Raw genomic sequence first — 20,825 nt, 5'->3', positions numbered from 1 at the left:
TTTCTACCTCAGTTTCAGGGTGGCAAGGCCGACCAGTACCAGAATCACGGTGATGATCCAGAAACGGACAATCACGCGTGGCTCAGGCCAGCCCTTGAGTTCAAAGTGGTGGTGAATCGGCGCCATGCGAAACACGCGGCGCCCGGTCAACTTGAAGGACGCCACCTGGATGACCACCGACAGGGTTTCCATCACGAACACACCGCCCATGATGAACAGCACGATTTCCTGGCGAACGATCACCGCGATGGTGCCCAAGGCAGCGCCCAGCGCCAGTGCGCCGACGTCGCCCATGAAGACTTGTGCCGGGTAGGTGTTGAACCACAAGAACCCCAGGCCGGCACCGATCAGCGCGCCGCAGAACACGATCAGTTCACCAGCGCCCGGTACATAAGGAATCAGCAGGTACTCAGCGAATTTCACGTTACCCGACAGGTAGCAGAAGATGCCGAGCGCGCCGCCCACCATCACCGTCGGCATGATCGCCAGGCCGTCGAGGCCATCGGTCAGGTTCACCGCGTTGCTGGAGCCGACGATCACGAAGTAGGTCAGCACCACAAAACCGACACCCAGCGGGATGCTCACATCCTTGAGCATCGGGATGATCAAGGTGGTTTCCACGGCACTTGGCGCGGTGGTGTACAGGAAGATCGCAGCGGCCAGGCCGAACACCGACTGCCAGAAATACTTCCAGCGGCTTGGCAGCCCCTTGGAGTTTTTCTCAATCACTTTGCGGTAGTCATCCACCCAGCCGATGGCACCGAACAACAGGGTCACCAGCAGCACCACCCACACGTAGCGGTTATGAAGGTCGGCCCAGAGCAAGGTGCTGACGCCGATGGACGACAGGATCAGCGCGCCCCCCATGGTCGGAGTGCCAGACTTGGACAGGTGCGACTGCGGGCCGTCGTTACGAACCGATTGACCAATTTGCAGGTTCTGCAGGGTGCGGATCATCCACGGCCCTAAAAACAGTGACAAAGACAGCGCGGTCAGCACACCCAGAATCCCGCGCAGGGTCAGGTACTGGAAGACCGCGAAGCCTTTGTGGAACTGTTGCAGATACTCAGCCAGCAGCAGCAGCATTAATGTTTCTCCATACTTGAGCCACACAAGGCTGCGACGACGTTTTCCATCACCGCGCTGCGCGATCCCTTGATCAAAATGGTTGTGTGTTTGTCATGTTCAGCCGCCGTCAACGCCTGGATCAGCTCGGCCTGGCTGGCGAAATGCCGCGCGCCAGGGCCGAAAGCGTTGACCGCATGGGCCATGTTCGTGCCAACGGCGTAGAGCGCGTCCACTTTGCCGGCGGCATAGGCGCCGACTTCACGGTGGCCCTGTTCAGCCCAATCGCCCAATTCGCCGATATCGCCCAGTACCAGCACCTTGCGCCCATCAAAGCCTTTGAGCAGGTCCACAGCGGCATTGATGGAGGACGGGTTGGCGTTGTAGGTGTCATCGATCACGCGCATGCCGTTGCCAGCCAGTTGCGCCACAGTGCGGCCCTTCACCGGCTGCACCGCGCCCAGGCCTGTGGCAATACCGAACAGCGACACACCCAGGGCATGGGCGGCAGCGGCGGCGGCCAAGGCGTTGGCGACGTTATGGTTGCCTAGCAAATTCAACTGCACGTGCTCGTCACCTTGCGGGGTGTGCAAGGTGAAGGACGGGCAGCCACGGGCATCGACATTGATGTTGGAGGCGTAAAAATCGGCTGCGGCATTGAGTACCGCAAACGTCAGGACCTTGCGACCGGCGGCGCGTACACGCCAGGTCTCGAAGGCCTTGTCATCCAGGTTCAGTACCGCAGTGCCCGAAGCGTCGAGGCCTTCAAGGATTTCGCCCTTGGCTTCGACGATTTTTTCCGGGCCGCCGAACTCGCCGACATGGGCGGTACCGGCGTTATTGATGATCGCCACGTGCGGCTGGGTCAGCGCCACGGTGTAGGCGATTTCGCCGATGCGCGAAGCCCCCAGTTCGATCACCGCCGCCGTGTGTTCCGGGGCCAGTTCGAGCAGGGTCAGCGGTGCGCCGAAATCATTGTTCAGGTTGCCACGGGTCGCGAGTACCGGCCCGCGCGTACGCAAGATGCCGGCAAGCAGTTCCTTGACCGTGGTCTTGCCGCTGGAACCGGTAATGGCCGCCACCGGTTTATCAAAAGCGGCACGGTTAAGCGCGCCCAGTTGGCCCAGGGCCAGGCGGGTGTCGGCTACCAGTAATTGCGGCAAGGCAGAATCGGCCACTTCACGCTGTACCAGGGCACCGACAGCACCTTTGGCGGCAACGTCGTTGAGGTAGTCGTGACCATCGAAACGCGGACCGGCCAGGGCGACAAACAGTTGCCCCGGCTGGATGTTACGGCTGTCGATACTCACGCCGTTGAATGTGCAGTCGCTCGACAGCACACGGGCCGACAGGGCCTGGGCCAGCTCGCTGAATGTCATCGCTTTAAGCATGGGCGACCTCCCAGGCGGTCAGGGCGTGATCCGCCTCGACCAGATCGGAGAAGGCATGGCGCTCACCGTTGATTTCCTGATAGTCCTCGTGGCCTTTACCCGCGAGCACCACCACGTCGTCCGCGCCGGCACTGGCGATCAACTGCGCGATGGCAGCGCCACGGCCCGCGACGAAGGTGACCTTGGAGGCGTCTTTGAAGCCGACACGGATGTCATCGAAAATCTGGCTCGGGTCTTCGCTGCGCGGGTTGTCGTCGGTGACGAGTACGCCATCGGCCAAGCGCTCGACAATCTCGGCCATCAATGGGCGCTTGCCGCGATCGCGATCACCGCCGCAACCGAACAGGCACAGCAGTTTGCCCTTGGCATGTGGGCGCAGGGCTTCGAGGACTTTTTCCAGGGCATCCGGGGTGTGGGCGTAATCGACCACCACCAGCGGTTGTGTGCCGCCACCCAGGCGCTGCATGCGACCGGCCGGGCCTTCCAGCTTGGGCAGTACCCGCAAGATTTCATCCAAGGCGTAATCCAGGCCCAGCAGTGCGCCGATAGCGGCGAGCACGTTGCTCAGGTTGAACCGCCCCAGCAAGGTGCTGCGCAAGTGGTGCTCGCCCTGCGGCGTCACCAACGTGGCGCGCACGCCTTCGTCATTGAATTGGGCTTCGCGGCAATACAGGTAGGCGCTGGCATCTTGCAGGCTATAGCTGATCAAGCGCGCGTCGCTGTCTTGCTCCGCCAGCTGGCGGCCGAATGCGTCGTCGAGGTTGACCACCCGGCACTTCAGGTCATTCCAGGCAAACAGCTTGGCCTTGGCGGCGGCGTACGCCTCCATGGTGCCGTGGTAGTCCAGGTGATCGCGGGACAGGTTGGTCATCACCGCCACGTCAAAGGCCAGGGCAGTGACACGCCCTTGGTCCAGGCCATGGGAAGACACTTCCATGGCAACCGCCTTGGCACCGGCCTTTTTCAGGTCGGCCAGGGTCGCTTGCACGGCAATCGGGTTTGGCGTGGTGTGCAGGCCGCTTTGCAGCGCGCCATAGAAACCGGTGCCCAGGGTGCCGACGATGCCGCAGTGCTGACCCAACAGGTCCAACGCCTGGGCAACCAATTGGGTCACGCTGGTCTTGCCGTTGGTGCCCGTCACACCCACCAGGTTGAGTTGGCGGCTCGGGTCACCGTAGAAACGCCCGGCGATGTCAGAAAGCTGCGCAGCCAGGTCCTTGACCGGAATCAACGGCACATCGGTGATCGGCAGCACGGTGGCGCCTTCCACTTCATAGGCGACCGCAGCTGCACCGCGTTGCAGGGCATCGGCGATATGCGCACGGCCATCGAGCTTGCCGCCGGGTACCGCCAGGAACAGGTCACCGGCGCGCACATTACGGCTGTCCAGAGTCAGCTCACGAATCAGCAGATCGTGGCCGGCATGGGCAAAAATCTTGTTCAGGCTAAGAGACATCAGCCGCGCCCTCCATTGGCTTTGACCGCTGCGGCCGGTGGGCCGGCGTTGGCTTGTTGAGTCGGCGGCAGGTTGTCCGGCGTGATGTTCATCAAGCGCAGGGTGCCGGACATCACTTTGCTGAACACCGGCGCCGAAACCAGGCCACCGAAGTAGCCGGCTTTACTAGGCTCGTCGATGACCACGACGATGGCGTAGCGCGGGTCGCTCATCGGGCCGAAGCCGGCGAACAGCGAACGGTAGGAGTTTTCGGCATAGCCTTTGGTGCCCACCGAAGTCTTACGCGCCGTACCCGACTTGCCCGCGACGTGGTACGCCGGCACCTGGGCGCGGAAAACGCCACGCGGTGCTTCGATCACTTGTTGCAGCATGCCTTGCATGGTCTTGGCGACGTTTTCCGGGATCACTTGGGTGGCTTTTGGCGCTTCGTCGACATGGATCAGGCTCAGTGGAACCATGCGGCCGTTATTGGCCAATACCGAGAAAGCGTGGGCCAACTGGATGGCGGTCACCGACAGGCCGTAGCCGTAGGACAGCGTGGCAGTCTCGGCTTTTCTCCACTCGCGGTAGTTCGGCAGGTTGCCCACGCGTTCACCTGGGAAATCGAGGCCGGTGGGTTGCCCCAGGCCGATTTTTTGCGCCAGGTGATAGATCGTTTCACCGCCAATGTCGAAGGCAACTTTACTCATGCCCACGTTACTGGAGTTGATCAGGATGCCTGTCAGATCCAGCACCGGACCTTCAGTGCGGGATACGTCACGAATGGTGTATTTGCCCAACTGCAAGGTGCCTGGGTAAACCTCTACCTTGTCGCTGGGTTTCCAGCGCCCGGTTTCCAGGGCAGCGCTCATGGAGATGGCTTTCATGGTCGAACCCGGCTCGAACACGTCGATCATTGCGCGGTTACGCATCATCGCCGGTTGCAGGTTGCGACGGTTGTTGGGGTTATAGGTCGGCTGGTTGACCATGGCGAGGATCTCGCCGGTCTTCACGTCCATGATCACCAGGCTGCCGGCTTTGGCGCCGTTCTCGATGATCGCGTTACGCAGTTCGCGGTTGGCCAGGTATTGCAGGCGCAAATCGATCGACAACGCCAGAGGCTTGCCGGCCTTGGCGTTTTTGGTGACCTGGACGTCCTTGATCAATCTGCCGCGCCGATCCTTGATGACCTGGCGTTTGCCCGGAACCCCAGCCAGCCATTCGTCATAGGCCAGTTCGACCCCTTCGCGGCCGTGGTCATCGATATCGGTAAAGCCGACCATATGCGCGGTGGTTTCACCGGCCGGGTAGAAACGACGAAACTCCTCGATGCCATAGACACCGGGGATTTTAAGGTCGAGCACTTGCTGGCCTTGCTCAGGGGTAAGCCCGCGCACCAGGTAGATGAATTCTTTATTGGCCTGGGCTTCCAGGCGCTCGGTCAGGGCCTTGCGGTCTTGCCCCAGGGCAGCGGCCAGTTCAGGCCACTTGTCCTTGGCGACTTGCAGTTCCTTGGCGTTGGCCCACAGGGTGGTCACCGGCGTACTGACGGCCAGGGGCTCGCCATTACGGTCGGTGATCAGGCCGCGGTGTGCAGGAATCGGAATATGCCGCAGGCTGCGGGCGTCACCCTGGCCGATCAGGAAGTCGCGGTCGACGACCTGCAGGTCGAAGATGCGCCAGACAATCGCGCCCACCATCAATGCCAGCAAGCCGAGCATCAGGCGGAAGCGCCATGGGTAGAGTGCCCCTTCGAGTTTCATCATGGCGCCACCATGCGGACTTCAGCCGCGCCAGGGATGTGCATCTTCAGCTGTTCGGTGGCCAGCACTTCGATACGGCTGTGGGCCGTCCAGGTGCTTTGTTCAAGGATCAACCGGCCCCACTCTGCCTGGGCTTTATCACGCACGCTCAATTCCCCGTACAGGGTATTGAGCAACTGACGGTTCCAGTGGGCGCTGTAGGACACCGCAATCGCGGACACCAGCACGCCGACAAACAGCAGCAACATAAAGAAGCTGCCGCTCGGCAGGGGCTTGGCGAAAAGCTTGCTCACCGCAACTTCTCCGCGACGCGCATGACGGCGCTACGGGAACGTGGGTTGGCCTTGAGTTCGGCTTCGGAAGCGAACTGCGCTTTGCCATGGATTTTGATTTTCGGCACAAAGGCTTCGAAACGCACCGGCAGGTTACGCGGCAGGTTGTCGGATTCGCCCTTGACCAGACGACGCATGAAGAGTTTGACGATGCGGTCTTCCAGGGAGTGGAAGCTGATCACCACCAGGCGACCGCCCACTTCCAAAGCATCCAGAGCGGCTTCGAGGCCGGCTTCCAGATCGCCCAATTCGTTGTTGACGTGAATGCGCAGGCCTTGGAACGCACGGGTCGCCGGGTTCTTGCCCTTTTCCCAGGCCGGGTTGGCGACTTTCAGCACTTCGGCCAGGTCTGCGGTGCGTTCGAACGGCTGGATTTCGCGGCGCTCGACCACGGCACGCGCCATGCGACCGGCGAAGCGCTCCTCACCGTACTCTTTGAACACACGGGCGATTTCTTCCACCGGCGCGGTGGCGATGAACTGTGCAGCACTGACTCCACGGGTAGGGTCCATGCGCATGTCGAGGGGGCCGTCGTTCATGAAGCTGAAGCCGCGCTCCGGGTCATCGAGCTGCGGCGAAGACACGCCCAGGTCGAGCAGAACCCCGGCCACCTTGCCCGCCATGCCGCGCTCGGCAACTTCGGCGCCCAGCTCGGCAAAGCTGCGCTGCACAACGACAAAGCGGCCGTCTTCGGCCGCTAGCGCTTGCCCGGTGGCAATCGCTTGAGGGTCTTTGTCGAACCCGAGGAGTTTGCCGTCGGACCCGAGCTGGCTGAGTATCAACCGGCTATGCCCGCCCCTGCCGAATGTGCCATCGACATAGCAGCCATCGGCACGTACGGCGAGAGCCTCAACGGCTTCGTCAAGCAGTACGGTGATGTGGTTAAAGCCGCTATCAATAGTCACAGGATCAAATCACGCAGTTCATCAGGCATGGCGCCCGGTTGTTGAATAGCAGCCAGGTCCGCTGCAGACACAGCATCCCAGGCATCTTCGTCCCACAATTGGAACTTGTTCAGTTGGCCTACCAGCATTGCGCGCTTGTCCAGCTTGGCGTACTCGCGCAGTCGCGGAGGCACCAGGAAACGACCGCTGCCATCGAGTTCAAGGTCGACGGCATTACCGATCAGCAAACGCTGAAGGCGGCGGTTTTCTTCACGCAATGAAGGCAGTGCGCGCAACTTGGTTTCAATCAACTCCCACTCGTCGAGGGGGTAAACACACAAACAAGGGTCAACGGCGTCAATCGTGATGATTAACTGCCCTGAACTTCGCGAAATGAGCTCGTCACGATACCGGCTCGGCATGGCGAGACGGCCTTTTGCATCGAGACTGATAGCGTTAGCTCCGCGAAACACAGATGCGTTTCTCCAAATTTTAGCGTTTTACGTTCAAAAAACCCACTTTGTGCCACTTTCCGCCACTTGCGCACACTATAGGAATGCGCCCACCACACCGTCAAGGCGCGTATACAAGGAAAAGCCTTACAGAACGGAGATTTAGGAAGGTAAAGGGAGGAGAAACGAGAGTTTTGCGATGTTTTTGACTCAACAACAGCAAATAGCTCAAAGAGCTAGGACTTAAAGTTAAAGTGATTTATTAAGAGTAAGATTTTTTTGGTATTACGAAGATGCATCTGCCAATGATTTGGCAGGGAGGGATTCTTGCGTTACTACCGGGTTTGCGCACGAGATTCGAACGCAAGGAAAAAAGGTGGAGAGTCGATCTGTAAGCCGGGTTCTGTCTTGAACAGTCATTCGTCTACGATGGCCATCACTGGACATCTTTAGCAACCTACCCGGTCCCAGCGCGGGCCACGCCTTGGGACCCTATTTGGTCTTGCTCCAAGTGGGGTTTACCTAGCCACGAACTGTTGCCAGTCGTGCGGTGCGCTCTTACCGCACCTTTTCACCCTTACCGGCACCGAAGTGCTTAGGCGGTTATTTTCTGTGGCACTTTCCGTAGGCTCACGCCTCCCAGGCATTACCTGGCACTTCGCCCTATGGAGCCCGGACTTTCCTCCCCCCCCTAATTTTCATAGAGGGCAGCGACTGTCCAATCGACTCTCCGCCGCGAAGGTTAACGGCACGGCGGCTTGAGGACAAGTATTAAAAGTGCAGCATTGCCATCACGTTCAGACGAAATACAGTTTTGGCCCCGGAACTATTCGGCCTTCTGTTTATCGAGCGCGACCTGATACAACACATTCTTGCGCACCCCGGTAATTTCGGCAGCCAGGGCGGCGGCGCGCTTGAGTGGCATTTCCTTGAGCAACAAATCGAGGACGCGCATGGCCTCGCTGCCCACCGCGTCTTCATTCTCCGGCGCGGTCCAGCCGGCTACCAGCACCACGCATTCGCCGCGCTGCTGATTGCTGTCGCCCTCGACAAACGCCCGCAACGCCTCAAGCGGCAGCCCCTTGAGGGTTTCGAAGGTCTTGGTCAACTCCCGGGCCAGCAAGGCCAGGCGCTCGCCGCCAAACACCAGCTCCATGTCTTGCAGGCATTCAAGAATGCGATGCGGGGCCTCATAGAAGATCAAGGTGCGCGGCTCTTCTTTAAGTGCCTGCAGACGCGCCCGACGCCCTACGGCCTTGGCGGGCAGGAAGCCTTCGAAGATAAAGCGGTCCGAGGGCAACCCGGCGGCCGATAATGCAGCAATCAGCGCGCAGGCTCCTGGAACAGGCACTACATTGATACCAGCGGCGCGCGCCTGGCGGACCAGGTGGTAACCAGGGTCGGAAATCAGCGGCGTGCCCGCGTCGGAAATCAGTGCCACGTCATCACCCGCCAAAAGACGCGTGATAAAGCGGCTACCCTCTTCACGTTCGTTGTGTTCGTGGCAGGCCGCTAATGGCGTGCTGATACCAAAATGCTGCATCAACCGTTGGGAGTGCCGCGTGTCTTCTGCCGCGATCAATTTCACCTCGCGCAACACTTTCAGCGCCCGGGCACTGATGTCGTCCAGGTTGCCAATGGGCGTCGCCACCACAAAAAGCGAGCCAGCAGTGGAATTCAAAGGACCTGGAGCAGTCAAAGCGCACACCTCGATGGTTGGCAAAAGTCACATTGTAGCGCGTAGAAGCCTTGAAAATATGCCATCACGGCCGATGCCGTTTCAGCCACCGTCAGCTACTGGCAACATTTGCACGACCTAAATCCACGGTTTAACGCCATGAACATCGCGCCTGGGCCAGTGCTTGGGTACACTTCCACGCTAATTTGATCGGTATCAGGAACACTTACATGATCGCTTGCCTGCGGCTGCTCTCCGCCCTCTGCCTCGCTGCCTTGCTGGCCGCTTGCGCCAGTTCGCCCTCCTCCAGTCTTGGCGAACTGCCACGCACGCCCGATGCCAGTATCGAGCAACTGCTCGAACAGGCGACGAACGCCAAGACGCCAGAAAAAGCCGCGTTGCTGCGCCTGAGCGCAGCAGACCTGGCCTACCAGCAGAACAATCCCGGCCGCTCCTCGCAGATCCTTGCGCAAGTGCCCCTGGATGCCCTGAAGCCAGCCGCGCAAGTATTTGCCAGCACCCTGGCCGCAGAACTGGCAATGGGCCGCAACCAGCCCAAGGCGGCCTTGGCAGCGCTGAACCACCCCAGCCTGCAAAGCCTGAAGGAACTGCCGACCGACCAGCAGATCCGCACCGGCACCGTGCATGCACGCGCCTATGAAGCCGACGGCCAGACCCTCGCCGCCGCTCGCGAGCGCGTGGCCATGGCGCCCCTGCTGACGGGCGAGGCTGCCAGCAGCAACCACGAAGCCATTTGGGTATTGATTGCCGCGCTGCCAGCCGAACAGCTGCAAGCCACCGGCAACCCGACACTCGATGGCTGGATCACCCTGGCCCAGGCGGTCAAGGGCGCCGGCACGCTGGAGCAACAACAAGCCGCCATCGACACCTGGCGCGCGCAGAACCCGGGCCACCCGGCGGCGGTGCAACTGCCAGCGCCGCTGACCAAGCTCAAGGAACTGGCCAGCCAGCCCCTGAACAAGATCGCCCTGCTGCTGCCCCAGGAAGGCCCGCTGGCCGCTGTGGGCAAAGCGCTGCGCGAAGGTTTCATGGCGGCTCACTACCAGGCTGAGCAAGCCGGGCAGAAGCCACCGGTTATCGAGTTCTATGACAGCTCGCGCCTGACCTCCCTCGACGACTTCTACGCCAAGGCCCAGGCCGCCGGCGTGCAACTGGTGGTCGGCCCGCTGGAAAAACCGCTGGTCAAGCAACTCAGCGCACGCCCGCAATTGCCGATCACCACCCTGGCCCTGAACTACAGCGAGACCGATCAAGGCCCGGCGCAACTGTTCCAGTTCGGCCTGGCCGCTGAAGACGAAGCCCGCGAAGTGTCGCGCCGTGCCCGTGCTGATGGCCTGCATCGCGCCGCCGCCATGGTGCCCCGTGGCGAATGGGGTGAGCGCGTGTACAAGGCGTTCCGCCAGGATTGGGAAGCCAATGGTGGCACCGTCATGGGCGTGGAATATGTCGATCAGCCTGTGGCCCTGGCCCAGCAGATCGCCGATCTGTTCCAACTGCGCAAGAGCGAAGGCCGCGCCAAGAGCCTGCAAAGCACGGTCGGCACCGACGTCGCCGCCCAGCCTTCGCGTCGCCAGGACATCGAGTTCATCTTCCTGGCCGTCACGCCGCAACTGGCCCAGCAGATCAAACCGACCCTGAACTTCCAATACGCTGGCGATGTGCCGGTGTACGCGACCTCTCACGTGTTCAGTGCCAGTGGTGACCGCAACCAGTACCTGGACATGACCAATGTGATGTTCTGCGAAACCCCTTGGCTGCTTAACACCACCGACCCACTGCGTAACCAGGTCGCCGCACAATGGCCGCAAGCCAATGGCAGCCTGGGCCGCCTCTACGCGATGGGCGTGGATGCCTACCGCCTGGCGCCACGCCTGGGCCAGCTCAAGGCACTGCCGGACACTCGTGTCGACGGCCTCTCGGGCAACCTGGGCATCAGCGCCAACCAGCGCGTCGATCGCCAGATGCCGTGGGCGAAGTTCGTCGGCGGCGACATTCAGCGACTGCCTGATACCCCACGCTGATGCCCGAGCGGTCCAGCGCACAAAGCGGCAAGGATGCCGAACTGCATGCACTCAATTACCTGCAACAACAGGGTCTGCGCCTTCTGGCGCAGAACTGGTTATGTAAACGCGGCGAGCTTGATCTGGTCATGCTTGACGGCGATACAGTAGTATTCGTCGAAGTCCGCTACAGAAAACACGCACAATGGGGTGGCGCGCTCGCCAGTATCGACGGGCGCAAGCGTCAAAAGCTGATACTCGCTGCGCAGTTTTTTCTGCAAAAAGAGCATCGCTGGGCTGACTGCCCCTGCCGTTTCGATGTGGTTGCCATGGAAAGCACCCCGTCAGGCACAGCTGATCTGACCTGGCTCAAAAATGCCTTCGACAGCTGATTCGCCGGGCAACCTCACCACTCATTTTTGCTCTTTGCTTTGCGGGCTGCACATTACCTGTGCCAAACAGCCGCGCTACTTAAGGTCACACAGATGGACATGCAATCCCGAATTCGCCAGCTTTTCCAGGCCAGCATCGACACCAAGCAACAGGCGATGGACGTACTTGCACCGCACATCGAGCAAGCCAGCCAGGTGATGGTCAATGCCTTGCTCAACGAAGGCAAAATGCTTTCGTGCGGCAATGGCGGTTCGGCTGGCGATGCCCAGCATTTTTCCTCCGAGCTGCTCAACCGCTTCGAACGCGAGCGCCCGAGCCTGCCGGCCATTGCCTTGACCACCGATTCGTCGACGATCACTTCGATTGCCAACGACTACAGCTACAACGAAATCTTCTCCAAGCAGATCCGCGCCCTCGGCCAGCCGGGCGATGTATTGCTGGCGATTTCCACCAGCGGCAACTCGGCCAATATTATTCAAGCGATCCAGGCCGCACATGATCGCGAAATGATTGTCGTAGCCTTGACCGGTCGCGACGGCGGCGGCATGGCGTCGCTGCTGCTGCCAGAGGACGTGGAGATTCGCGTCCCGGCCAATGTCACTGCACGTATCCAAGAAGTTCATCTGCTGGCGATCCACTGCCTGTGCGATCTGATCGACAGCCAACTGTTCGGGAGTGAAGAATGACCGTTAATCGCCTCAGTCTTTTGGCCATCACGCTGTGCGTCGCCATCAGCGGCTGCAGCTCGGCTATCACCGCTACACGGGACACCCCTATCCAGGACGACCGGGGCACACGCACCTTCGGCAGCACCATTGATGATTCGCTGATCGAAACCAAGGTCAAGGTCAACGTCGCCAAGGCCGCTACCGACCTGGGCAACGGGGCCTCGCGCATCGTGGTAACCAGCTTCAACGGTGTGGTCCTGCTGGCAGGCCAAACCCCGCGCGCCGACCTCAAGGCCCAGGCCGAGCAGGCCGCCGCCGGCGTGCAACGCGTCAAGAAGGTCCACAACGAACTGCAGGTCATGGACCCGATCACCCTGCTGGCCATCAGCAACGATGCCCTGCTGACCACCAAGATCAAGGCCCAGATGCTGACCGACAGTGCGGTGCCTGGTTCGCGGATCAAGATCGTCACCGACAATGGCATCGTCTACATGATGGGCCTGTTGACCCAGGCCGAAGCCACCCGCGCCGCCAACCTGGTGCAGGGCGTGTCGGGCGTACAGAAGATCGTGAAGGTGTTCGAATACATCGACTGATGTAGACCACACAGCCACAAAAAAGGGCGCCGTGCATTGACTGCACGGCGCCCTTTTTAGTGTTTAACGTTTACTGGTATTGCTGGTACGGGTTGCCCTGGAACTGGTTGTTCTGCTGTGGCGCCTGCTGCTGGCCCGCAGGTTGGCCGTATTGCTGGCCAGGGATCGGGCCGAGGTTCACCTCGACACGACGGTTCTGGGCACGGCCGTTCACATCGCCGTTGCTGGCAATCGGGTTATCCGGGCCGGCACCGCGTGCGCTCAGGTTGGCACCGTTGACGCCTTGGGAGGTCAGGTAGTTGGCCACGCTCTGCGCACGGCGCTGGGACAGGTCCATGTTCAGTTGACGGCTACCGGTGCTGTCGGTGTAGCCAACGATCTGGATGGTGTTCTGGTTGAACTGCTTGAGGGAGTTGGCCAGGTTGTTCAGCGGCTGGTAGAAGCTGCTGGAGATCGCGTCCGAGTTGGTGGCGAAGGTAATGTTACCCGGCATGATCAGCTTGATCTGGTCACCCTGGCGCTGCACCTCAACCCCGGTGTTGGCCATGCTTTCACGCAGTTTTTTCTCTTGCTGGTCGGCGTAGTAGCCATAACCTGCCGCACCGGCACCCGCAACCACCGCGCCAATCAGCGCGCCCTTGCCACGGTTGTTATGGTCGATGGCCGCACCGGCCAATGCGCCAGCCAGCGCACCGAGGCCGCCGTATTTGGCGGTTTTGCTCATGCCGCTTTCGGAACCATTGCTGGCCTGTCCCTGGCTGCCGTCATAAGGGTTAGGTGAGGCGCAGCCAGACAACAGGGCTACGGCGGTAGCGACAACAAGCAGACGACGCGGAGTGAACATGAAGGAAGCTCCTACTTTTGCATTCTGTGATGCAGAGGACATTGGCAATGGACCTGTGCCGAGTTTGGAACGCGACAAACGGCAAAAATTCCGTGAAGGGGTGCGTAAAGCATAGCTGTCTTTGGCTTGGGTCTGTGCCTGTGTGTCTGTACCGGCTTGTATCAGAGCCGACAACCCATCACGCACGCACGAAAGGATTCTCCCGCATCTCATCGCCCAGCAACGTATCCGGCCCATGCCCAGTGACCACCGTCGCGCCTTCGTCCAGCGTATACAGGCGCTGCTTGATCGACCGCACAATCGTCGCCTGGTCGCCGCCCCATAAATCCGTACGCCCTACGCCACGACGAAACAAGGTATCGCCAGCGATCAACAGCTTGGCGTCGGCAAACCAGAAACTCATCGAGCCTGGCGTATGCCCTGGGGTGTGTAAGGCTACCCCACAGCCGCAGGCCAGTTCTTCGTCATGCTCCAGCCAGCGATCCGGCGACGGCACTGGGACGTACGGCACGCGAAACATCTGGCATTGCATTTCCAGGTTGTCCCAGAGAAATTGATCCTCTTTGTGCAGGTGCAGCGTGGCGCCGGTCTTTTCTTTCAATTGGCCGGAGGCCAGGAAATGATCGAGGTGAGCATGGGTGTGGATAATGCTCACCACCTTCAGGCCCAGTGCATCAAGGCGCGCCAGGATCAACTCGTGATTGCCGCCGGGGTCGACTACGATGGCTTTTTTAGTGATCGGGTCGCCAATGATGGTGCAGTTGCACTGCAACGGCCCGACGGGGAAGGTTTCGCGAATCAACGGTTGTTTTTCAATAGTCATGGGTGTCCTGCAAGCTCTCTGGCGCGTTCCAAGTGCAGTATGGTGTAGCTTACCCCTGCTCTGGAAGGCGTCGATTGCGCGGCCTATCCGCTGCTAAGCTACACAAGCGCCATTGAAATCCCCTGCTGCAGTCAGTCGCATTTGGAGCAACACCCATGGCGAATCAACAGATCATCTGCGAACACTGCGACTGCGTGTACGAGAAAGTCACGCTCGCCAAACATCAGAAAGCCCTGTGCGTACGCTGCTCTGGCGTGCTGCAGCGCTATAACGGCCTGTCCGTGCAACAACGTCTGGCCCTGACGGTGACTGCCGCAGTGCTGTGGACCTTTGCCAACTTTTACCCGGTGATGAGCATCAGCCTGCAAGGCTTGAAAAACAGCGCCACCCTCTGGGACTCAGTGGTTGCACTGAGCCTGGGGCCGATCACATTCATTGCATTGGTGGCGGCCATTTCCATCATTATCGCGCCGGTGTTTCAACTGCTGTTGCTGATCTGGGTGCTGAGTTTCGCCTTGGCCGGTAGGCGCTCGCCGGCGTTCAAGCTGTGCATGCGCTGGCTCGAAGCGCTCAGGCCGTGGAGCATGCTGGAGGTGTGCCTGCTGGGCGCGATGGTCGCGGTGTTCAAGCTGGCCGGCATGCTGGATGTGATCCCTGGCACCGGCCTGTTTGCCTTGGCTGCCCTGAGCCTGTTGCTGATCCGCATTGCCGGGCGCGATGTGCGTGACCTGTGGGACACCGTATGAATTCACCGCCAACCGCCCGCGAGCTGAACCTGTGCCTGTGCCACACCTGCGGCCAGCCCTGCGACATGCGCCTTGAACCCACCGAGTGCGAGCGCTGTGGCGCAGCGCTGCATCGGCGCAAGGTGCAGTCCCTGACCCGAACCTGGGCCTACATGCTCACCGCCCTCGCCTTTTATGTCCCGGCCAATTTACTGCCGGTGATGAACACCACCATGCTCGGCTCCGGCGCAGACAGCACTATCATGAGTGGCGTGCTGGAGTTCTGGCAGCACGGCGCCTGGGACATTGCCCTGATCATTTTCATCGCCAGCATTGCCGTGCCGGGCATCAAGTTCTTGTCGCTGGGGCTGCTGCTGGTCACCGTGCAGCGCAATAGCCAGTGGGCGCGCAAAGAGCGCTCGAAGCTGTTTCGGTTTATCGAACTGATCGGCTATTGGTCGATGCTCGATGTCATCGTGGTCGCCCTGGTGGCCGCGCTGGTGAAGTTTCAAGCCCTGGGCACGATCGAACCGCGCCTGGGTATTCTGTTTTTTGGCCTGGTGGTCGTGTTTACGATGCTCGCGGCCATGAGTTTTGATCCCCGGCTAATCTGGGAAAACCCACCTAACGAGGAGACCTCGGATGAGCTCATCCAAGGCTGACACCCCTGCGGGGCAACCCGTGATCAAGACGCGTCGTTTCAGCGTTTCGCTGGTCTGGATCGTGCCGATTGTCGCTGTGCTGGTGGGGATCTCGCTGGTGATTCACAGCATCATGCAACAAGGGCCGACCATCGTCCTCAACTTCAAGACCGGCAGCGGGCTGATAGCCAACAAGACTGAGGTCAAATACCGCAACGTGGTGATCGGCCAGGTAACCGCCGTGGCCCTGAGTGATGACCAGAAAAGCGTCAACGCCACCGTCGAGCTGGTCAAACAGGCCGAAAGCTTCACCCGCGAAGATTCGAAATTCTGGGTGGTGCGCCCGCGCATTGGCGCAGGCGGCGTGTCGGGCATCGACACGTTGTTGTCCGGCGATTACATCGGCGCAGACATCGGCCAGTCCGAGACCCGCGCTAAACACTTCACCGGTTTGGAAAACCCGCCGCCCATCACTTACGGCGAACCGGGCAAGCGCTTCACGCTGCACACCCAGGCCTTGGGTTCCCTGGACATCGGCTCGCCGGTCTATTACCGCAAAATCCCGGTGGGCCAGGTGGTGGCCTATGAGCTCGACAACGAAGGCAAGGGTGTGAATGTCGAGATCTTCGTGCATGCGCCCAATGACGTGTACATCACTGAGAACACGCGGTTCTGGAACGCCAGTGGCGTCGACTTGAGCGTTGGGGCCAATGGCTTCGCGCTGAAAACCGAATCCTTGTCGTCCATGTTGATGGGCGGGATCGCCTTCCAGGCGCCGCCCTACAACCCCAATGACAAACCGGCCGAAGAAAGTCGCAGCTTTGAGTTGTTCGAAGACCAGCAAAGCGCCCTCGCCCCACCCAACGGCAAGGGGCAATACATGGTCCTGCGCTTCGATCAGGCCCTGCGCGGGCTGAAAGTCGACGCACCGGTGGAGTTCCTTGGCGTGGAGTTCGGCAGGGTTGTATCGATCAACCTGGATTTCGATGCGAAGAAACGCACCTTTCCGGTCAATGTCGGCATCGTGATCTACCCGCAACTGCTCGGCGAGGCCCACACCAAGCTGCTCAAGGCCATGAACAATAACCCTGACGATGAGGCAGCCGGCGTACGCCTGATTGGTACCTTCATCGAAAACGGCCTGCGCGCCCAGGCCCGCAGCGGCAACTTGCTGACTGGCCAGCTGTACATCGCCCTGGACTTCTACCCCAAGGCCGAGAAAGTCGCATTCGACCCGAACCAGCGCCCGGTGGGCATCCCCACCATCCCGGGCAACCTGGAGCAACTGCAAGAGAAGTTCGAAGGCATCGTCAACAAGATCAGCCAACTGCCTGTGGAGCGCATTGCCGGCAACCTCGACGCCAGCCTGGTCGAACTGCGCAAGGGCCTGGCGCAATTCAACGCCAAGACGCTGCCGGGTGTGCAAACGACCTTGGGCGACGTGAGCAAGACCCTGCAATCGGCCAGTTCAACCCTGGCCGAAGACTCGCCGCAGCGTGAACAACTGACCCAGACCCTCGACGAGTTGGGGCGCATGTCGCGCTCCCTGCGCGAGCTTTCGGATTACCTGGGCCGGCATCCGGAGTCGCTGATTCGCGGCCGCCCCGATAACGCCGCACCGACGGACCTGCAAGGGCCACCCCGCAAATGACCATTGGAGCCGCCATGACATTGCCGTTGAAGATCACATTGCTGGCCACCCTGCTGCTGCTCGGTGCCTGTCGCAGTGAACCCATCGCCTTTCACACCCTGACCCCGGCGCACTTGAGCCCGAGTACGCGAGCAGAGGCCGGCGGTGTACGCATTGAGAGCATCAGCGTACCGCCTCAGGTCGACCGCGCGCAAATAGTGATTCGCCAGGGCGACAGCGGCCTGGCGATTCTTGAAACTCAGTGGTGGGCCGCCACCCTCGCCGATGAACTGAGGAGCGCCTTGGTCGATCAGTTGGCCAACAGCAATGCCCGGCAAGCCGTGGCTTTGCGCGTAGAGGTGCAGCGCTTTGACTCGGTACCCGGGCAGTACGCGCTGCTCGATGTGCGCTGGCGCCTGAGGCAAGTCAATGGCGACCGTCCGGCGTTGACCTGCCGCACCACTTTGCAGTCGCCTGCCGGGCCGAGCATCGACGAGCTGGTGGTGGCGCATCAGAACAACCTCAAGCGGTTCGCGGCGCTGATCAATCAGACCGTCGACACTTCACTCAAGGGCTGCCCGACCGCGCCGTGAGCCACGGGCTCAGGCCAGCAAGCCCATGGACTTGGCCCGCGCGACTGCCTGGGTACGACGCTCCACGCCGAGCTTGCTGTTGATGTGGCTGGCGTGGGTCTTCACCGTGTGCAGGGAGATGAACAGCTGATTGCTGATTTCCTGGTTTGAACAGCCTTGGGCAATCAGCTGCAGCACCGCCAGCTCTCGGGTGCTCAGGGTTTCCTGTTGAGGTGAGGCTTCAACCGCAATGACTTGGGGCAGCAGCGCCAGCAGGCTCTGGTTGAGCAGCCCATGGGAGTCCTTGCCCAGCTGCTCGCGCATCCACTGGGGGTAACCCTCCAACAAGCGTTGAAACGGCTGCAACGCGCCGCCCGAGCCGGCTTGCAGGGCACGGGCCAATATCGGCCTGGCCTTGGCTTCCTGGCCATGCTCCAGAAGCAACTGCACCTGCTGGACCAGCGCCATCAGGGCAATCATCTGGCGCCCACTGTCATGGGCCTGCTGGGCCAGCGCTTCGAGGCGTTGCAGCGCGCTGTCGGGTTGATGGCGAGTGGCATCGAGCGCGGCTTGTTGCAGCTCGATATGTTGCGGCAGGTGCGGATGAAACTCGGGGGCGGCCGCGGCGTGCTCGCCGTTGTAGGTCTGCCCCAGGCGGGCCAGCCAGGCGTCGGCCAGGTCAGTGCGACCCTGGGCCAGCCACAGCTCGCATTTGATCAGAGTGATCATCGCCAGGTAATAGATCGGCGGCACATCCCAGATGTGCATCAAGCGTTCGGCCTCGGCCAGTTCGGCAAAGGCATTGGCAAACTCCCCACGCCGCCCTTCGAAACTGGCGATGACACAGTGCCCGATCAGCACGCTGATATCGCGGCAGGCGCGGGCTTCGGCCAGGCCGGCGCGCAAACGCGCAAGGCCGGCTTCGGGCTGGTAACGCACCAACAGCAGGTAACCTTCGTAAAGCGACAACCGTGCGCGCACGGCATACAGGCGCTGGGGCGCCAGCCCATGCAGGCGCTCCAGGCCTTGGCGAACTTCATCCAGAGAACGCAGGATCTCACCCCGCGACTGCAGCACCCGGGCCCGGTCGTAATGGGCCAACGCTTCAAACAAAGGGTTACCGACGCGCTGCGCCAGTTCCAGAGATTCGCGGTTCAGGCCACGGGCGCGCCACAGGTCGGCATCGGCGATTGCCAGGTTGGACAGAGTCGAGAGGCACACCAGGCGCTGGCCGTAACGCTTTTGCGGCAGGCTTTCCAACGCCTCTTGGCAATAGCGCTGGGTCAGCTCACGGTCTCCGCGCCCACGGGCAATGATCCCGCTCAGCGCCAACCATTGGGCCAACATGGATTTTTGCGCGGTGGCCGATGGCGCCGGCAGGAAGCGGCTGAGGTAACTGGACAGTTCCTGCGCCGCATCCAGTTGGCATGCGAGCCCCAGCGCCCAGCTGTACAGCACGATCAAACGCGGCGTGCTGATCAGCAGGCTGTCGGGCAGGTCCATCTTCCAGCGCAGCAGCATGCCGATGTTCTGCTCTGCCAGCAGTTGCTCTTCGGACAGGTTCTGCACCAGGTTCGCCGCCACATCCAGGTGCCCGGCCCGCAGCGCCTGCTCCACCGCCTCGTCGATCAAGCCCTGGGCGTTAAACCAGCGACAAGCGCGCAAGTGCAAGCTGGCCGGCGGCAAGGTGGCACTCTTCTCGCGGCGAGTGCGCAGCAGGTCGGAGAACAAATGGTGATAGCGGTACCAGTGCCCTTGCTCATCCAACGGCACCAGGAACACTTGATGAGCCTGCAGATAACGCAGGATTTCTGCGCTGTCATGGGCCTCTCGGATGGCGTCGCACAGTTCGCTGCAAAAGCGCTCCTGCGGTGCGGTGTCGTACAGGAACGCTTGCACCTCCGCAGGCAGGCAGTCGATGACCTCTTCGAGCAGGTAATCGCGAATCAGCCCTTCGCCACCGTGCAGGCTTTGGGGCAAGGCGCCCTCACTGCCGGCTTCGGAGGCCGCCAACAGCCAGAAGCGCAGGCCGGCGACCCAGCCCTCGCTGCGGCGGATCAGGTTTTCCAACGCCTCACCGCGCAACGCATTGCTGTGCCCATCCAGCACCGCCAGGGCCTCGTCGTGGGTCAAGCGCAGGTCTTGCTCATGCAGCTCCAGCAGGTGCCGCGACAGGCGCAGGCGTGCCAGGTGCCAGTCCGGGCGCTGCCGACTGGTGACCAGCACCACCAGGCCATCGGGCAAATGATTGAGGAAAAATTGCAGGCAGCGATCCAGCACCGGGCCCTGGGCCAGGTGATAGTCATCCAGTACCAGCAATAACGGCGAGCGTGCAGACAGGTGCACGGCCAGCTCGTCGAGCAGGCCATCGAGCCATTCTTCGAAGGCAAAGGGTTGGTGACGCTGGCGCATTTTCAGCAAGCCCATGGATTGGGCGCCGAGTTGCGGGAAATACTGTTGCAAGCCGTCGAGCAGCCGCTCCAGGAAACGGCCGGGGTCACTGTCCCTTGGGCTCAGGCCCAACCACAGGCTTTGCCACTGCGCTGGCAAGCCCTGGCAAAACTCCACCGCCAACGAACTCTTGCCAAACCCCGCGGGCGCGCTGACCAGCAACAGTCGCCCCTCCAGGCCGGCATTCAGGCGCTCGCACAGGCGCGGGCGCAGCACGTAGCCGTCAGGCAGCGGCGGCCTGTAGAAGCGGCCTTCCAGGGTCGGCATCACCACACTGGCAGGCCCATGGGTTCGGGACAGATCAGTCATCGCCGGGCTCTTGTAGAAGGCTGTTGTCGGCATTGCAGATGTCCGCAGACTAGCGGTAAAAGCGGCGGGATTGTAGATCTTTGCAACAAATGGCTGAAAAAGAACTGCGACAAGAAATATCCCTTCCAGCCACCAAGAAGTAGGAGCGAGCT

General features: G+C 61.1%; 19 protein-coding genes and 1 other RNA gene. 8 read left to right on the top strand and 12 right to left on the bottom strand.

From position 1 onward, the window contains the following. Positions 1-3: 3 nt before the first annotated feature. From mraY to rsmI, 9 genes are all read right to left on the bottom strand, one after another. On the bottom strand, positions 4-1,086 hold the full coding sequence (mraY, locus tag MF6394_RS04210) for a phospho-N-acetylmuramoyl-pentapeptide-transferase (protein ID WP_003188670.1): 1,083 nt from the start codon (positions 1,084-1,086) through the stop codon (positions 4-6). Then, positions 1,086-2,456: a UDP-N-acetylmuramoyl-tripeptide--D-alanyl-D-alanine ligase gene (locus tag MF6394_RS04205; RefSeq protein WP_069557942.1), complete on the bottom strand. Its 1,371-nt coding sequence runs from the start codon at positions 2,454-2,456 to the stop codon at positions 1,086-1,088. Before MF6394_RS04205 ends, mraY begins: the two co-directional genes overlap by 1 nt. Further along, positions 2,449-3,912 (bottom strand): UDP-N-acetylmuramoyl-L-alanyl-D-glutamate--2,6-diaminopimelate ligase, encoded by a 1,464-nt coding sequence (gene murE, locus MF6394_RS04200; protein ID WP_078466218.1) that lies wholly within the window; start codon positions 3,910-3,912, stop codon positions 2,449-2,451. The genes MF6394_RS04205 and murE overlap by 8 nt, the downstream gene beginning before the upstream one ends. Then, the gene (locus MF6394_RS04195; protein ID WP_019816949.1) at positions 3,912-5,654 is read right to left on the bottom strand and encodes a peptidoglycan D,D-transpeptidase FtsI family protein; all 1,743 of its coding nucleotides are present in this window, start codon (positions 5,652-5,654) and stop codon (positions 3,912-3,914) included. Before MF6394_RS04195 ends, murE begins: the two co-directional genes overlap by 1 nt. Next, complete coding sequence (gene ftsL, locus MF6394_RS04190; RefSeq protein ID WP_078466217.1) at positions 5,654-5,947, bottom strand: cell division protein FtsL; 294 nt, start codon at positions 5,945-5,947, stop codon at positions 5,654-5,656. Before ftsL ends, MF6394_RS04195 begins: the two co-directional genes overlap by 1 nt. Then, a complete protein-coding gene (gene rsmH, locus MF6394_RS04185) occupies positions 5,944-6,891 on the bottom strand; it encodes a 16S rRNA (cytosine(1402)-N(4))-methyltransferase RsmH (RefSeq protein WP_003188661.1) in 948 nt (315 codons plus the stop codon). The genes ftsL and rsmH overlap by 4 nt, the downstream gene beginning before the upstream one ends. Beyond that, positions 6,888-7,343: a division/cell wall cluster transcriptional repressor MraZ gene (gene mraZ / locus MF6394_RS04180; protein ID WP_003171868.1), complete on the bottom strand. Its 456-nt coding sequence runs from the start codon at positions 7,341-7,343 to the stop codon at positions 6,888-6,890. The genes rsmH and mraZ overlap by 4 nt, the downstream gene beginning before the upstream one ends. Before the next feature lie 355 nt (positions 7,344-7,698). Continuing rightward, positions 7,699-8,052: RNase P RNA component class A (gene rnpB / locus MF6394_RS04175), an RNA gene on the bottom strand. Positions 8,053-8,148: 96 nt separating this feature from the next. After that, positions 8,149-9,021 (bottom strand): 16S rRNA (cytidine(1402)-2'-O)-methyltransferase, encoded by an 873-nt coding sequence (rsmI, locus tag MF6394_RS04170; RefSeq protein WP_032897619.1) that lies wholly within the window; start codon positions 9,019-9,021, stop codon positions 8,149-8,151. Positions 9,022-9,230: 209 nt separating this feature from the next. Between rsmI and MF6394_RS04165 the strand changes: the two genes are divergently transcribed. From MF6394_RS04165 to MF6394_RS04150, 4 genes are all read left to right on the top strand, one after another. After that, entirely contained in the window at positions 9,231-11,042 is a 1,812-nt protein-coding gene (locus tag MF6394_RS04165; protein WP_003188658.1) for a penicillin-binding protein activator, read from the top strand. Continuing rightward, the gene (locus tag MF6394_RS04160) at positions 11,042-11,413 is read left to right on the top strand and encodes a YraN family protein (RefSeq protein WP_003188656.1); all 372 of its coding nucleotides are present in this window, start codon (positions 11,042-11,044) and stop codon (positions 11,411-11,413) included. The genes MF6394_RS04165 and MF6394_RS04160 overlap by 1 nt, the downstream gene beginning before the upstream one ends. A gap of 93 nt (positions 11,414-11,506) precedes the next feature. Further along, positions 11,507-12,100 (top strand): phosphoheptose isomerase, encoded by a 594-nt coding sequence (locus MF6394_RS04155; RefSeq protein WP_007904374.1) that lies wholly within the window; start codon positions 11,507-11,509, stop codon positions 12,098-12,100. Further along, entirely contained in the window at positions 12,097-12,678 is a 582-nt protein-coding gene (locus tag MF6394_RS04150) for a BON domain-containing protein (RefSeq protein WP_003188655.1), read from the top strand. The genes MF6394_RS04155 and MF6394_RS04150 overlap by 4 nt, the downstream gene beginning before the upstream one ends. 70 nt (positions 12,679-12,748) lie before the next feature. Here MF6394_RS04150 and MF6394_RS04145 read toward each other — a convergent pair whose 3' ends face one another. Then, positions 12,749-13,522 (bottom strand): OmpA family lipoprotein, encoded by a 774-nt coding sequence (locus tag MF6394_RS04145; protein WP_003188654.1) that lies wholly within the window; start codon positions 13,520-13,522, stop codon positions 12,749-12,751. 178 nt (positions 13,523-13,700) lie between these two features. Next, positions 13,701-14,345: an MBL fold metallo-hydrolase gene (locus MF6394_RS04140; RefSeq protein ID WP_003188651.1), complete on the bottom strand. Its 645-nt coding sequence runs from the start codon at positions 14,343-14,345 to the stop codon at positions 13,701-13,703. Positions 14,346-14,500: 155 nt separating this feature from the next. Between MF6394_RS04140 and MF6394_RS04135 the strand changes: the two genes are divergently transcribed. The 4 genes from MF6394_RS04135 to MF6394_RS04120 are packed head-to-tail and all read left to right on the top strand — an operon-like array spanning position 14,501 to position 17,934. Continuing rightward, entirely contained in the window at positions 14,501-15,091 is a 591-nt protein-coding gene (locus MF6394_RS04135; RefSeq protein WP_014716964.1) for a paraquat-inducible protein A, read from the top strand. Continuing rightward, positions 15,088-15,732 carry a paraquat-inducible protein A gene (locus tag MF6394_RS04130; protein ID WP_034134887.1) on the top strand — a complete coding sequence of 215 codons (645 nt, stop codon included), beginning with the start codon at positions 15,088-15,090 and terminating at the stop codon, positions 15,730-15,732. Before MF6394_RS04135 ends, MF6394_RS04130 begins: the two co-directional genes overlap by 4 nt. Then, on the top strand, positions 15,713-17,362 hold the full coding sequence (locus MF6394_RS04125; protein ID WP_034134886.1) for a PqiB family protein: 1,650 nt from the start codon (positions 15,713-15,715) through the stop codon (positions 17,360-17,362). The genes MF6394_RS04130 and MF6394_RS04125 overlap by 20 nt, the downstream gene beginning before the upstream one ends. 14 nt (positions 17,363-17,376) lie before the next feature. After that, the gene (locus MF6394_RS04120) at positions 17,377-17,934 is read left to right on the top strand and encodes a PqiC family protein (RefSeq protein ID WP_044271919.1); all 558 of its coding nucleotides are present in this window, start codon (positions 17,377-17,379) and stop codon (positions 17,932-17,934) included. Positions 17,935-17,943: 9 nt separating this feature from the next. Here the strand turns inward: MF6394_RS04120 and MF6394_RS04115 are convergent, their stop codons facing one another. Beyond that, positions 17,944-20,673: a LuxR C-terminal-related transcriptional regulator gene (locus MF6394_RS04115; protein WP_078466216.1), complete on the bottom strand. Its 2,730-nt coding sequence runs from the start codon at positions 20,671-20,673 to the stop codon at positions 17,944-17,946. Between the last annotated feature and the right edge of the window lie 152 nt (positions 20,674-20,825).

The sequence above is a fragment of the Pseudomonas sp. MF6394 genome (assembly GCF_002018845.1).
Classification (GTDB): Bacteria; Pseudomonadota; Gammaproteobacteria; order Pseudomonadales; family Pseudomonadaceae; genus Aquipseudomonas; species Aquipseudomonas lactis.
This window is presented reverse-complemented; position numbering and strand designations above follow the sequence as displayed.